We start from the raw sequence: 13,633 nt of genomic DNA, 5'->3' as shown, positions 1-13,633 counted from the left end.
GCAAGGGGATGAGCTGGCCTTATTAATCATATGTAGACATGGCCGACAAAAAACAAGGGCGACTTAACAAAAAGTCGCCCTTATACAGTTGATTGCACTAATTAATGCTCTTAATTATAAAGTATTTATAACTTAAAGCGGTGGACCAATTCATTTTGCTGATGAGCCAAGTGGGTCAGTGACTCACTGGTTTGTGCGATACTCGACATGGCTTGGAAACTTTCATCGGCGATGCTGTTGATATCTTCAATACTGCGAGCAATGTCTGTTGATGTTTCACTTTGCTCTGCTGCTGCTTGTGAAATGTGCGTACTCATTTGGCTGATCTCAATGATTAGCGCCTGGATCTCTTCCATTGAGCTGTTCGCTTTTGACGCTTGCTCAACCGACATCTCCATATCGCTCATACAGCTTTGTATGACTTGGTTTGCTGATTGTGAGCTAGATTGCAGATTACTGATCATGGATTCAATTTCAGTGGTTGATTGAGTCGTTCTTGATGCGAGTACTCGTACTTCATCTGCCACTACCGCGAAGCCGCGACCTTGTTCACCAGCGCGAGCCGCTTCAATTGCCGCGTTCAATGCCAGTAGGTTGGTTTGCTCCGCAATGTTGCGGATCACATCAAGGATAGACCCAATTTGGCCACTCATCTTTTGTAGCTCAGAAACAGCGGAGACCGATTCGTTCAAACGTGTTTCTAGTTGATTAATGGTTGAGATATTACTGCTCATAACATTTCTACCTTCTTCAGAGGCAGATTCGACGCGTTGCACCATTTCTAACGAGCCTTGCGCACTTTGCGCGACTTCCTGCACTGAATGAGACATTTCTGTCATCGCGGTAGCGACGTTTGCTGTTTGTTCGCGTTGAGAGCTCAATTTAATTTGTGCTTGCGAAGAGGTGCGTTCGTTGGTTGTCGCGGTTGACGATAGGTTTTCTGACGCTTCGTTGAGTTTCACCAAGATCTCGTGAAGGTTGTCGGCGAGTGAGTTAATGTGTCCACTCACACGGCTGAATTCGTTGTTATAGCGAATGTCGATACGCTGTGTCATATCTCCTTCAGTCAGGCTTTCTAACACTTTTAGAATACGAGTCAACGGTTCGCGAACGCTTTGTGCGATGTGGTAGCCAATCGCTGTCGCGAGTAAAACGACAATAACGCCAATGATGATGGCTTTCGTTACACCTGCCGAATATATGTCACCTGCGTCTGCCAATGATTCATTGAGCTTATCTGTTGCGGTTGTCGTGAATTGCTCAAGAATCGCCATGGTTGAATCCACTTTATTTGCTAGGTTGGCGATATTGTTATACAAAGCGGCGCGAGCATTGAGGTAATTATTATGTTGGTCTAGCACACCGCCACGCATACCAACGTCACGAGTAAATTGCTCCACAGATTCGCCAAAAGCTTTTTCTAGCTCAGGAAGCTGAGTCACCAACCCGCGGAATGCGTAATTCAAGTGCGTTACTGCTTTGCGGTTTTTAGCTACGGCTTGCGTAACAAACTCAGGGTTGGAACTGGCGAGGGCATCAGAGGTAATTACTTCGGCATCTTTTAACTTGATAAAGTAGCTCTTTGCCATGACTTTGACAGAAATGCTGGTTTGATCTGCCACATATTCTTTAAGACCAACCGAAAGTTCGGTATTCAGTTTTTGGAAGCGGCGTGAGGATTTTTGCACTTCTTCTTGAGCCGCAAACATTGCTTCGTAGTTGTCCATGGCCTCTAGAGCTTCTGTAAAATAGCTCTGCTCTAACGTTTTTAACTGTGAAAACGGTTCGGCAAGAGAAGGGTAGATTTGGCTTGCGGTTTTCAGTTGAGCCAATGTGGATTCGAAGCGCTGTTGAGATCTAGCAAATTCCTGACGCATTTCATCCATGCGTTGTTTATTCTCTGTCGTCAGGAAGTCTTTAAATGATTTGTCGGCAGAAAGCAGCTCAACACTGGTTTGATTAGATAACGATACCAACGGTAGGGATGATTTAGAAACCGTGCTAAATTTTCCGTGAATATCACTCATTCCTCCCATCATAATGGCAATTGTGACGGCAAATAGGATGATGATCAGTGCAAAGCCGGCATACATCCTTTTAATAACTGAACCTCGCATAAGTGAGCTTCCTCTCCCAAAAATAGACAAGCTACCCAAGTATTTTTGAATTTACTTGGGTATAAAAATAATAATTGTCTTAAAAAAGTAACAAAATTCATTGGATTGTATTCAGTTTGTGATGCGCATTTTATGACGCACACGACAAAAAAAGCTTCGTTAATTAGCATTTGATTAATAATGTTAAGTGAACACTGTTTTTATTGAGCTCCGCTTTTGGTTGGCGCATACTAATTGGGGTCTAATTACGTTTATAAAATGGAGTCCTCATGGCGGAAGAAACGATCTTTAGTAAAATTATTCGCAAGGAAATCCCTGCCGATATCCTTTATCAAGATGATTTGGTGACTGCGTTTCGCGACATTAACCCTCGCACACCAAGCCATATTCTCATTATTCCGAATAAACTGATCCCAACAACGAATGATGTAGAAGCTGAAGATGAAGCAATGATGGGGCGTTTGTTCACTGTTGCTAGAAAGTTGGCGAAAGAAGAAGGTATTGCTGAAGACGGCTATCGCCTGATCGTTAATTGTAATCCACATGGTGGCCAAGAGGTTTACCATATTCACATGCACCTACTAGGCGGCCGCCCTCTAGGTCCAATGGTATTGAGCTAAGCTTTTAAAAGTGGGTGGCGATTCACCCACTTCTTTTTCCTGTCGAATGACACATTTGTGGAGATAAATGTGAAACTAGGTGTAAAGCTGTTAGGGCTGATGAGCTGGGCTTTAATGGCCTCTGGCTGCGCGAATTTATCTGCGGGCAATCTGTTTAGTCATTACAGCAACCAGAATCAAGAAGTTTATCAAGCCGTTGTTGCAGGGGAATATGCCAAAGCAAAACAACTTCAATCAAGTGAAGTGGGTGGCGAGATACTTGGCAATTTTGAAAAAGGTCGCATCTCTTTTCTTGCTGAAGATTACCCAACAAGTTTGAATGCGCTAGAAAGCAGCGATCGTGCCGTACGTGTTCAACAAGATCGAGCGACGATATCTGTGTCAGACACGGCAACGAGCGTCGGCTCTCTCGCAGTGAACGACAATCTCCAAGATTATCATCCCGCCGATTACGAACTTGGCTTTTTGCACCTGTATCTAGGACTAAATTACTTACAGAAAAACGATTTAGAAGGAGCACTAGTTGAAGTGCGTCGAGCTAATCAAGTTCAGGAAGCGGCAAGAAATGCGCGTGAAAAAGAGCTAAAAGCAGCAGAGAAAGACCTTAACAAGCAAGGCATGTCTGCCAATTTAGGCAGTGTATTAGCGAACTACCCTGATGCTGGTAAAAAACTAAGCGCGGTACAAAATGGTTATCTGTTCTATCTTTCTGGCTTGTTATATGAAGCGTCGCGAGACTTAAACAGTGCTTATGTTGATTACCGACGAGCACTCGCTGTAATGCCAGACAACAAGCAAGTTGTAGAAAGCACCTTATACGCTGCTAAGAAGTTAGGCATGCGTGAAGACTTGCGCATGCTAGAGAAGCGGTATGGCAAAGCACCTTCTGGATTAACTCAGTCACAAGGGCGAGTCATCGTTATTGATGAGCAGGGTGTTGTTGAGGCGATGAAAGGGTGGCGTATTGATTTACCGATTTACGACAGTCGCGATAATGGCGCGATTTATTCGTTGGCGCTTCCTTATTATCAGAACCGAGGTGCTCAACGTTTTAGCGATGTTGTTTTAAATGGTCAGGTATTATCTTCCAGTACGCTGGTTGATGTTAATGCGATGGCGCAAAACGATCTTAATGAACGTCTTACTACAATAGTGATCCGTCAAGCTCTTCGTGTTTGGGCAAAAGATCGAATCCGAAAAGAGGCGGCGAAAAAAGGCGATGATGTGGGCAACATACTTTTCAATGTATGGAACACATTGACCGAACAGCCAGATACGAGAAGTTGGCAAACATTGCCAGCGCAAGTGAAAACGGCTTCAAAAATCGTGAAACCGGGAACACAAAGTTTAAACTTGGGTGATCAAACCTATCAGTTTGAAGTGCCTGCACAGCAGACTACATTGGTATGGGTATCTCGTCAGGGAGCACACTCAACCGTGTGGCATAAACAGCTAGGGAGACTGTAATGAAAGCATGGCTTGTTTGTTTAGCAATGGCTATTGGTTTAGTTGGATGCGCCGAAAACACGGCTGGTATTCGAATTGATGGCCAAACGCAAAAAGTATTTTTTAATGATAACGTTTTAGGTAGTCGCTTATTAGTTGACAACATCACCACCACTTACGTTGATGATCGCCCACGAGGAGTCGTGCAGCTGAGTAGCAATTACAAAGGTGATCAGCACATTCTTTACCGATTTTATTGGTATGACAACAATGGTTTAGAAGTGAATACCAAACCTGGTCCGTGGCGAAAAATGATTGTGCGAGGATTTGAGCAAGTCACGTTATCTGAAGTTACTGTGAATCCAAATGGCACAAAATTCCGTGTGCAAATTAGAGAAGCACAAGACGATTAATCTTAACGGCTCTGCCGAAGCTGCCGCGCTAACGATGCGCTGGTATTGAAAAACTAAGGAACTCTCATGAAAAAAAGTATTATTGCTCTTTTAGGTCTTGCCGTCATTTTAGGTGGCTGTTCTAACAAAGTCTCTTACGGCGATGCGCAAGCAACAGAAACCACGACTATCGATTTTGGCTCAACAGATTTACAAAAAATCGCGGCTGAAATGGTGGATAGCATGATGATGTCGGGCTCTGTAGCAGCAATTACTCGTGACCAACGTCCTATCGTTTTTGTTGAGCGAATTAAGAACAAAACCAGTGAACATATTGACACTGAATCCATTACCGACACGATCTCTACTAAGATGTTGAACTCAGGTAAGTTCCGCTTTGTTGATATGGATCGTGTTGAGTCTGTGCGTGAACAACTTAACTTCCAAAACACGGATGAGCTTGTTAACCAAAGCACAGCGATCCAATTTGGTAAAATGGTTGGTGCTCAATACATGCTTTACGGCAACCTATCTAGCATTGTGAAAAATGCAGGTAGCGATAAAGATGTATACTACAAGATGACCATGCGCCTAATGGACCTAGAAACAGGTTTGATTGAGTGGGCGGATGAAACTGAAATTCGTAAAGCGCAATCTAAGAGCCTATTCGGTCTTTAATCGAACAGGGTGGAGAAGTCATCAATGGCATGGTTTTCTTGGCAACAAGCAAAACAGTTAGATCCGAGTCTTAACGCTCTCGATGGCTTCTTTACGGAGCCTCCGGTAAAAGTACAAACTGTTACCGGGGGGCTCACCAACCGTTGTTGGCGGTTGGAATCTTCTCAAGGCCTTGCATACATCTGGCGACCGACCAGTCATGTCTGCAAGGCTTTTTCAATTTCTCGTCACAGTGAATATCAAGTGCTGAATGCAGTCTCTTCATTGGAAATTGGCCCCAAGCCAGTTTTTATTCATGAGCAAGGGTTGCTGGTGGAATGGATAGAAGGAGAGGCTCTGACGGAGTCAGGCTTAGCACTAAGCGATTTATTATCCATTGCGGCGAAGATTCATCAATATCCGATAAGCGCAATTCCTTTGGTTCCATTTTCATATATTTCTCGCATCGATCATTATTGGCTTGAGCTTGATGGTCAGTATGTGGGGACGGAGTTTGAGGCTTTGTACATGAAGTGGCGCACGGAACCGAACGTTGCACCTGTTCCGCTGGCACTATGTCACTTCGATCTGGGGTGTTACAACCTAGTGCGAGGAGAGAGTGGGGTGAAAGTCATTGATTGGGAGTATGCCGGGATTGCTGACCCTAGGCTTGATTTGACCTTAACTATTCAGGTCGCGAATTCGCCTGTGGAAGAAGCGGTAAAGCAGTATTGCCAAATTCGAGGTGTCGAAGATGTGTCTCTTTGGCTGAGAGGTGTAAAAGCTTGGCAACCAAGAACCTTGGTGATGGCGATGCTCTGGTATCTACTTGCCTATAAATTGTGGGGAGATGAACAATACTTAAACAGTGCGTATGAGTTGAAAGGCTCATTGTGTATGGAAGATCACTGTTTTGAGAACTCGTGATATTTTCCCCTTTAACAGTAAGGAAATAGTGGTAGTTTTAATAAAAGTACCAGATACACACAGGGAGAGGTACACATGATTATTTACTTACACGGCTTTGACAGTACAAGCCCGGGTAACCACGAAAAAGTTCTTCAACTGCAATTTATCGACGACGACGTTCGTTTTATCAATTACAGCACCCTTCACCCAAAGCACGACATGCAACACTTGTTAAAAGAAGTGTCTAAAGTTATCGATCAATCTGATGACCCAAACCCGTTAATCTGTGGGGTTGGTTTAGGTGGTTACTGGTCTGAGCGAATTGGTTTTCTATGCGGTATCAAACAAGTGATGTTCAACCCGAACTTGCACCCAGAAAAAACGATGGCTGGTCGAATCGATCGCCCAGAAGAGTACGAAGATATCGCAACAAAATGTGTTGATCAGTTTCGAGCGAAAAATCAAGCGCACTGCTTAGTGATTCTCTCTAAAGATGATGAAGTGCATGACAATTCGAAAACGGCAGCTGAGTTAGGAAAACACTATCAAATCATTTGGGATGAAACTCAGTCTCATAAGTTCAAAAAAATCTCTCATCATTTACAAGCGATAAAGGTATTTAAAAATACTTATTAATGTTGAGTGTAGACAGTAAAGCGGCGTTTTTATCGGCTGCTTTGCTGCGATTCCTTCTCTTGAGTATGCCGAGCCACTGTCTCTTTGAAAGGCACATTTTCTTGGTTTAACGCTTTGAATATTGTGTTCTCCTTACCGTTTTCTTACTTCCCTCCTATGTAGCACGAACACCTTGTTGTAGAGTAGTCGAAAAGTAGTCAATCCGTACTCGTTACACGGATTTTGGTTGCCTTCAAAGTTGGTCTCTATATAATGAACCGGACTAAAATAATTTGATAAATATCAAAAAAAATTGAGAGCGAGTAATAAACTTGCCCAAAAAATTCTGGCGTCGTATGCGTACCAGATAAACATGCCAAACCCTGACAAGTCATTGATAGATAAAGATTCAAGGTGAGTGGCAGTTTTTTAATCCAAGTAATTGAGACACCTCTAAGAACCAAGAATTCATCGGTTGGATGGATGCCACAAATGTTTGTGAGTCATGCATCGAGCTGAACCCCATATATTCATTTTTGTAGAGGAAAATCATTGTGACACGCATTATCGTTGTAGGCGGCGGTGCAGGTGGTCTTGAGTTGGCAACTAAGCTTGGTCGAACTCTAGGTCGCAAAAACCGTGCGCAAATTACGCTAGTCGATCGAAAAGCGAGCCACTTGTGGAAGCCATTATTGCATGAGGTTGCTACAGGTTCTTTGGACGAAGGAGTAGATGCACTGAGCTATCGAGCTCATGCAAAAAACCACAGCTTCGACTTCCAAATGGGTAGTCTTCAAGACATCGACCGTGAACGTAAAGTGATCATCTTAAGTGAGCTTAAAGACGAACACGGTGAACTTCTTATGCCAAGCCGTGAGCTAGAATACGACATTCTAGTGATGGCGATTGGCTCGACATCAAACGACTTCAACACGCCTGGCGTTCGTGAAAACTGTATTTTCCTAGACAGCCCTGAGCAAGCACACCGTTTCCGTACAGAAATGAACAACGAGTTCCTAAAGCTGCACGCGAAAAACGGTAACGGTACGGTCGATATTGCGATTGTTGGTGCTGGTGCAACTGGCGTTGAACTATCAGCGGAGTTACATAATGCTGTTAAAGAGCTGCGCACTTATGGCTTCGGTGATCTTGACTCTAGCAAGTTGAACGTCAATCTGATTGAAGCAGGTGAGCGTATTTTACCAGCGTTACCTCCACGTATTTCTTCTGCTGCTCATCAAGAGTTGGTGAAGTTGGGCGTAAACGTGCGCACCGCCACTATGGTGACTAAAGCTGAAAAAGATGGCCTTACTACAAAAGATGGTGAGAAGATCCCAGCTCAAATCATGGTTTGGGCTGCAGGTATCAAAGCTCCAGACTTTATTAAAGATATCGCTGGCTTAGAAACGAACCGTATCAATCAGCTTGTAGTGAAAAACACACTACAGACAACACGAGATGATGACATCTTTGTTATTGGTGACTTAGCACAATGTACCCAGTCTGACGGTTCGTTCGTGCCGCCACGCGCTCAAGCTGCACACCAAATGGCAAGCCAGGCATTTAGTAACATCGTCGCGAAGATCAACGGGCGCGAGTTGAAAGACTACGTATATAAAGATCACGGTTCATTAGTGTCTCTAAGTCGCTTCTCAACCGTTGGTAGTCTGATGGGGAACCTAACTAAAGGGTCGATGATGGTAGAAGGCCGTATTGCTCGTGTCGTTTACATCTCGTTGTATCGCATGCACCTAATGGCGTTGCACGGTGTATTCAAAACCGGTCTGATGATGCTCGTCGGCCGCATTAATCGCGTGCTGCGTCCAAACCTTAAGCTGCACTAAGGTTTTAAATCCACTCTGTGTGGATGTGTTGTATCTTAAAAAATGCAGAAGCCACCGCAAGTCGGTGGCTTTTTGTTTATGTTAGATCTGTCGGTAAAAGTGAGAACACAACGCCATCTTTAGGCTTACCCTGAAAAATAAACCGGTTTCTGGCGATGGCTTCTTTTTGTGCACCGACGGACTCAATTAAGGCTTGGCTAGCTTCGTTGTCGGGGTCACAAACAATCTCTAGTCGAGTTAAACTTAGCTTTGCGAAGCAGAATTCTGCTAAGGCTTTAACGGCTTCTTGGGCATAGCCTTGCCGTTGATAGCGGTCGGCAACCCAGTAACCAATACTCGCCATATTAAACGTATGATATAACTCATTAACCGCTGCCATTCCAACCAAAGTGTTACTTTGCCGCTCATAGATACCGAAACCAAAAGCCTCAGTTTTGACCCAGTTAAGACGGGTTGCCAACAGAAAGTCCTGCGCGGTTTTCAATGTGACGTTTTTATCACACCAGTCAAGCCATTGGTGCAGCGAAGGGGATTCTGCAAGTAATCGTTGTAGTGAATGTGCTTCTTCAGCAGGGATGAGCTTGAGCGCTAAGCGGGGCGCAATGATTTCAAAGTCTGGACTCATGAACTAATACGACTTCCATGTTGAGTGTAAGTAAATTGAAAGCTGTCTATTTATACTTGAACGCAGCTATTTTCCTTGCTCTGCGTTGGTTAGGAATAACTGAGGTATAGCAGATAAAAACAAAGCGCAGCTTTGCTGCGCTTTGTCGAACCGCTCGTGCTTATCGAACCCGACGAACTTGAATGATCATACCCATCAACGGGTTATCTAGGTAATGAGTCTCGCTGCTACGCATACGACGTTTTTGATCCATTCGATAACTCTTCAGGAATTTCTCTTCGGTTACTGTCGGCGATATTTCTGCCAAGTTACCGACTTGGACGTTACCATCGACTTCACCTAAGTCATCCGCCAATTGCTCAGTTGAGGTTGGTTCAAAACGCACCTCTCTAACACTTGGTTCGCGGAGATCTAGTGTTGTTTCGGCGAAGAGGTAATGCTGTACGTATATTTGGAATCGACCATCTAGCTCATATAAAGGACCATTGACCGTCTCTTCACTGTAACCGTCACTGGAAAATGTTTGATTACTATTGCCATTTATTGGGCGGCCATCTGCTTGATAAGAATCAGAGAAATCTCGCCCGCCAACGATGCGGAAAATTGGGGCGCTAGATTTACCTCGGTCACCTTGACGCCAGGCTACGTGTTTAAGCACTTTAAAGCCGGCATGATTATTTAGTGCCGCTTCTTGCGCGTTGAGACGGAAAGAAGAACTTGGCAAAAGCGTCACGCCTTTAGAGCGGCGGTAGGATTCACTCTCTAGGCTACCGACATTTTCCATATCGATTTTTGGCAGTTGATTCGGCCAAGATTCTGTTGTGCTTTCAGCGTCGACTGCTCGCTTGAAAATGATCACTTCAATATCAAATTGGCGCTGTGCCCAAGAGGGCATTGAGACACATAGAAGCAATAACGGGATCAGTATTCTCATTCGACTATTAGCTCGTTGGTAATAAATTCTGTTTAAAATCATTCAGTAAGTCTTGAACAAACTGAATGCGTTTACGTCGGTCCACCAATGGTACGCTAAACTTGAACTTAGTTGGACCTTCCATTGCAAATTTTTGCGGCTGTGATTGCAGCAGTTTAACTAAATACGCTGGATTTATGTCAGCATCAGGGTAAAACTCGATAAATCCACCTTTATCATGGGCTTCTATCTTTTTCGCTTTTAAACTACCAGCCGAAATTTTCAATTCTGAGACGGCAAGTAAGTTCTTTGTTGCGTCTGGAAGCAGACCAAAGCGATCAATCAGTTCCACTTTTAGCTCTGATAGTTCATCACTGCTTGTGACACTCGCAATGCGTTTGTACATCGACAGTCGTGTGTTTACATCCGGAATGTAATCATCTGGTAAGAGCGCTGGAATTCGCATTTCCACTTCAGTTTGCTCACGAAGCAGCTCATCCAAAGATGGCTCCTTGCCTTCTTTTAATGCTTGCACTGCTTGTTCCAGCATTTCCATATAAAGTGTAAAACCAACGGATTGAATTTGCCCACTTTGCTCATCACCAAGCAGCTCACCAGCACCACGGATTTCTAAATCGTGGGTTGCTAACGTAAAGCCAGCACCTAAGTCTTCCAGTGAAGCAATCGCATCAAGACGCTTGATGGCATCTTTGGTCATGGCTTTTGGATGTGGCGTTAATAAGTAAGCATAGGCCTGATGGTGCGAACGTCCAACACGGCCACGCAATTGATGCAACTGCGCCAAGCCAAGATTGTCCGCACGATCCATGATTATGGTATTTGCCGTTGGTACGTCGATACCGGTTTCGATGATGGTTGTACACACCAACACATTAAAGCGCTGATGGTAGAAGTCATTCATGATTCGCTCAAGTTCGCGCTCGCGCATTTGACCATGAGCCACGGTAATGCGTGCCTCTGGGATGAGTTTCTGTAAGTCTTCTGCCGTTTTTTCAATGGTTTCAACCTGATTGTGCAGGAAGTAAACCTGACCACCACGCATAATTTCACGCAGTACCGCTTCACGGAGCACTGGCTCTTCTTTTTGTCGAACAAAGGTTTTAATGGCTAAACGGCGTGCAGGAGGTGTCGCGATGATCGACAGGTCTCGCATGCCACTCATTGCCATATTCAGTGTGCGTGGAATTGGTGTTGCGGTGAGGGTAAGAATGTCCACATCCGCACGCATTGCTTTGACTTTTTCTTTTTGACGAACCCCGAAGCGGTGTTCCTCATCAACGATCAACAAACCTAAATCTTTGAATTTAATGTCGCTCGAAAGCAGCTTATGCGTACCAACGACAATGTCTACTTTACCATCGGCAACGTCTTGCAGAATGACTTTTTGTTCTTTGGCAGATTTAAAACGAGACAGTACTTCAACTCGGATTGGTAAGTTGGCAAAACGGTCACGGAAGTTTTCGAAATGCTGCTGAGCAAGCAAGGTTGTTGGTACGAGTACGGCGACCTGTTTACTGTTATCCGTTGCGACAAATGCTGCGCGCATAGCGACTTCCGTTTTACCAAAGCCCACGTCACCACACACTAAGCGATCCATCGCTTTTGCCTGGCACATGTCTGACAAGACGGCATTGATGGCCATCGCTTGGTCATCTGTTTCTTCAAACGGGAATGTTGCTTTAAATGTTGCGTATTGCCCACGATCTAGCTCAAATTTGAAGCCAGGTTTTAATTCTCGTTTAGCATACACATCCAGCAATTCTGCCGCGACATCACGCACTTTTTCTGCCGCTTTACGACGTGCTTTTGCCCACGCTTCACCACCTAATTTATGCAGTGGCGCACTCTCTTCAGCGCCGCCAGAATAACGGCTGATAAGATTCAGTGATGAAACTGGCACGTAGAGCTTGGCATCGTTTTGATACTCAAGGGTGACGTATTCCGTTTTCATACCACCGGCTTCAAGTGTTTGTAAACCGATGTAGCGGCCAATACCGTGATCAATATGAACCACAGGTTGACCGGGTTTTAGTTCCGCAAGATGGCGAATAACGGTGTCACTGTTGACGGCTTTTTTATCTTTGCGGCGTCGCTGGATAACGCGGTCACCGAGTAGATCACTTTCACAGATCAGAGCGAAGTTCAGCTCTTCGTGAATGAAACCATGCTCTGCTGCGCCTAAGATCAAGCTGAATCGATCACCCGAGTCTAGAGCTTGGTAAAGTGAGCCATGTACGACTGGCCGAACTTTGATGCCTTGCAACAGCTCCGTTAGTGCTTCACGACGACCTTCTGACTCTACCGAGAAAACGATTTTTCCGCTGAATTGCTCACTAAACTGACGAAGGCGCGAGAGCGGCTCTTTATTTTGTTGCTGAACGCCAAGCTCGGCTAACGATTGTACGGGTAGGTTTTGACGACCGGCACGCTTAACCACTTTATCTAGGCTCAATTGAGCGATAGGGAGCTGTTTTAGTTGACTGAAAAGTTCGTCTTTTTTCAACCAAAGCTGTTCAGGAGTCAAAAGAGGACGCAGCGGATCAACTTTTTTCTGGTCGTATCGATATTCGACATCGGTTAAGAAAGTATCGACCGCAGATTCGATATCACCATATGTGATGACTTGAGAGTCTTCTGGCAAATATTCAAATAAAGTCTCGGTATGGTCAAAAAACAGCGGCTGCCAATACTCAATACCAGCGGGCCACGTGCCTTTGGTCACTTGCATGTAGATTGATTCAGGCTCGCGGCGTGCGTCGAACTGGGTGCGCCAACGTGTACGGAAATCTTCAATCGCTTCTTTAGTGGTTGGGAACTCATGTGCAGGCAGCAATTGGATTTGCTGAATATCGTCGATAGAGCGTTGGTTCTCTGGATCAAACGTGCGAATGGTATCTATTTCATCATCAAAGAAGTCGATGCGGTACGGGTCATTGCTGCCCATAGGAAAGAGATCCAGAATAGACCCACGACTTGCATATTCACCTGGCCCAAATACTTGATCTACATGGCGGTAGCCTGAATTTTCAAGTTGTACACGTAACTTCTTTAGCGAGATTCGATCACCAGTTTTCACCATTAAAGTGTGTTGCAACAAAAAATCACGTGGCGATTGGCGTTGCAATACTGTACTGACCGGGACGATGGTTATGCCATCACGTTGACTTGGCAGTTGGTATAGGCGTGCGATACGTTCAGAGATGATTTCTTGATGCGGAGAAAAGTTATCGTAAGGCAGCGTTTCCCAGTCGGGGAATAGGCTTACCGTTTGGTCGGTGAATTGCTCAATCTCTGCCTGAAGCTTTAAAGCGATTTGCGGGTCAGGCACAACGAGTAGCGAGTGACTCGAATGCTGCTTGGCTAGCTCTGCAATGGCTAGAGGTAGAGCTGCGCCCGGCAAATTACCTAGCTGTTTTTTGTCGCCACGCTCTGAAGGGTTGGTGACGGAAAGAATCGTTGCTTTTGTCATAGGAA

The 13,633-nt window shown here is 44.8% G+C and carries 11 protein-coding genes; 7 read left to right on the top strand and 4 right to left on the bottom strand.

All coding sequences use genetic code 11. The annotated features are described in order from the left end of the window. Nucleotides 1–125 precede the first annotated feature (125 nt). Entirely contained in the window at nt 126–2,117 is a 1,992-nt protein-coding gene (locus tag UQW94_RS17750; RefSeq protein ID WP_213903574.1) for a methyl-accepting chemotaxis protein, read from the bottom strand. A 269-nt stretch (nt 2,118–2,386) separates the two neighbouring features. Between UQW94_RS17750 and hinT the strand changes: the two genes are divergently transcribed. From hinT to UQW94_RS17715, 7 genes are all read left to right on the top strand, one after another. Continuing rightward, nucleotides 2,387–2,737 (top strand): purine nucleoside phosphoramidase, encoded by a 351-nt coding sequence (gene hinT, locus UQW94_RS17745; RefSeq protein WP_005378473.1) that lies wholly within the window; start codon nt 2,387–2,389, stop codon nt 2,735–2,737. Nucleotides 2,738–2,806: 69 nt separating this feature from the next. After that, the gene (locus UQW94_RS17740) at nt 2,807–4,204 is read left to right on the top strand and encodes a COG3014 family protein (RefSeq protein ID WP_213903573.1); all 1,398 of its coding nucleotides are present in this window, start codon (nt 2,807–2,809) and stop codon (nt 4,202–4,204) included. Then, the gene (locus UQW94_RS17735; protein ID WP_005378469.1) at nt 4,204–4,596 is read left to right on the top strand and encodes a YcfL family protein; all 393 of its coding nucleotides are present in this window, start codon (nt 4,204–4,206) and stop codon (nt 4,594–4,596) included. The genes UQW94_RS17740 and UQW94_RS17735 overlap by 1 nt, the downstream gene beginning before the upstream one ends. A gap of 66 nt (nt 4,597–4,662) precedes the next feature. Beyond that, nucleotides 4,663–5,253, top strand: a complete 591-nt coding sequence (gene lpoB, locus UQW94_RS17730; protein WP_005378467.1) for a penicillin-binding protein activator LpoB — start codon at nt 4,663–4,665, stop codon at nt 5,251–5,253. A 24-nt stretch (nt 5,254–5,277) separates the two neighbouring features. Continuing rightward, nucleotides 5,278–6,159 carry a thiamine kinase gene (gene thiK / locus UQW94_RS17725; RefSeq protein ID WP_258509561.1) on the top strand — a complete coding sequence of 294 codons (882 nt, stop codon included), beginning with the start codon at nt 5,278–5,280 and terminating at the stop codon, nt 6,157–6,159. 75 nt (nt 6,160–6,234) lie between these two features. Next, a complete protein-coding gene (gene ycfP, locus UQW94_RS17720) occupies nt 6,235–6,777 on the top strand; it encodes an alpha/beta hydrolase YcfP (protein ID WP_054729258.1) in 543 nt (180 codons plus the stop codon). Nucleotides 6,778–7,310: 533 nt separating this feature from the next. After that, complete coding sequence (locus UQW94_RS17715) at nt 7,311–8,600, top strand: NAD(P)/FAD-dependent oxidoreductase (protein ID WP_005378463.1); 1,290 nt, start codon at nt 7,311–7,313, stop codon at nt 8,598–8,600. A 76-nt stretch (nt 8,601–8,676) separates the two neighbouring features. Here UQW94_RS17715 and UQW94_RS17710 read toward each other — a convergent pair whose 3' ends face one another. From UQW94_RS17710 to mfd, 3 genes are all read right to left on the bottom strand, one after another. After that, the gene (locus UQW94_RS17710) at nt 8,677–9,225 is read right to left on the bottom strand and encodes a GNAT family N-acetyltransferase (protein ID WP_005387823.1); all 549 of its coding nucleotides are present in this window, start codon (nt 9,223–9,225) and stop codon (nt 8,677–8,679) included. Nucleotides 9,226–9,385: 160 nt separating this feature from the next. Continuing rightward, nucleotides 9,386–10,159: a peptidoglycan binding protein CsiV gene (locus tag UQW94_RS17705; protein WP_005387825.1), complete on the bottom strand. Its 774-nt coding sequence runs from the start codon at nt 10,157–10,159 to the stop codon at nt 9,386–9,388. A gap of 7 nt (nt 10,160–10,166) precedes the next feature. Beyond that, nucleotides 10,167–13,628 carry a transcription-repair coupling factor gene (mfd, locus tag UQW94_RS17700; RefSeq protein WP_239938931.1) on the bottom strand — a complete coding sequence of 1,154 codons (3,462 nt, stop codon included), beginning with the start codon at nt 13,626–13,628 and terminating at the stop codon, nt 10,167–10,169. Nucleotides 13,629–13,633 lie beyond the last annotated feature (5 nt).

It is taken from the genome of Vibrio sp. PBL-C16 (assembly GCF_034321865.1).
In the GTDB taxonomy this organism is placed as follows: Bacteria; Pseudomonadota; Gammaproteobacteria; order Enterobacterales; family Vibrionaceae; genus Vibrio; species Vibrio alginolyticus.
Note: the sequence above shows the minus strand (reverse complement) of the source record. Positions and strands in the feature narration are given on the sequence as shown.

Coding starts and splice junctions, on each gene's coding strand:
- UQW94_RS17750 (WP_213903574.1), bottom strand. CDS start 2,117: ATGCGAGGTTCAGTTATTAAAAGGATGTATGCCGGCTTTGCACTGATC.
- hinT (WP_005378473.1), top strand. CDS start 2,387: ATGGCGGAAGAAACGATCTTTAGTAAAATTATTCGCAAGGAAATCCCT.
- UQW94_RS17735 (WP_005378469.1), top strand. CDS start 4,204: ATGAAAGCATGGCTTGTTTGTTTAGCAATGGCTATTGGTTTAGTTGGA.
- lpoB (WP_005378467.1), top strand. CDS start 4,663: ATGAAAAAAAGTATTATTGCTCTTTTAGGTCTTGCCGTCATTTTAGGT.
- thiK (WP_258509561.1), top strand. CDS start 5,278: ATGGCATGGTTTTCTTGGCAACAAGCAAAACAGTTAGATCCGAGTCTT.
- ycfP (WP_054729258.1), top strand. CDS start 6,235: ATGATTATTTACTTACACGGCTTTGACAGTACAAGCCCGGGTAACCAC.
- UQW94_RS17710 (WP_005387823.1), bottom strand. CDS start 9,225: ATGAGTCCAGACTTTGAAATCATTGCGCCCCGCTTAGCGCTCAAGCTC.
- UQW94_RS17705 (WP_005387825.1), bottom strand. CDS start 10,159: ATGAGAATACTGATCCCGTTATTGCTTCTATGTGTCTCAATGCCCTCT.
- mfd (WP_239938931.1), bottom strand. CDS start 13,628: ATGACAAAAGCAACGATTCTTTCCGTCACCAACCCTTCAGAGCGTGGC.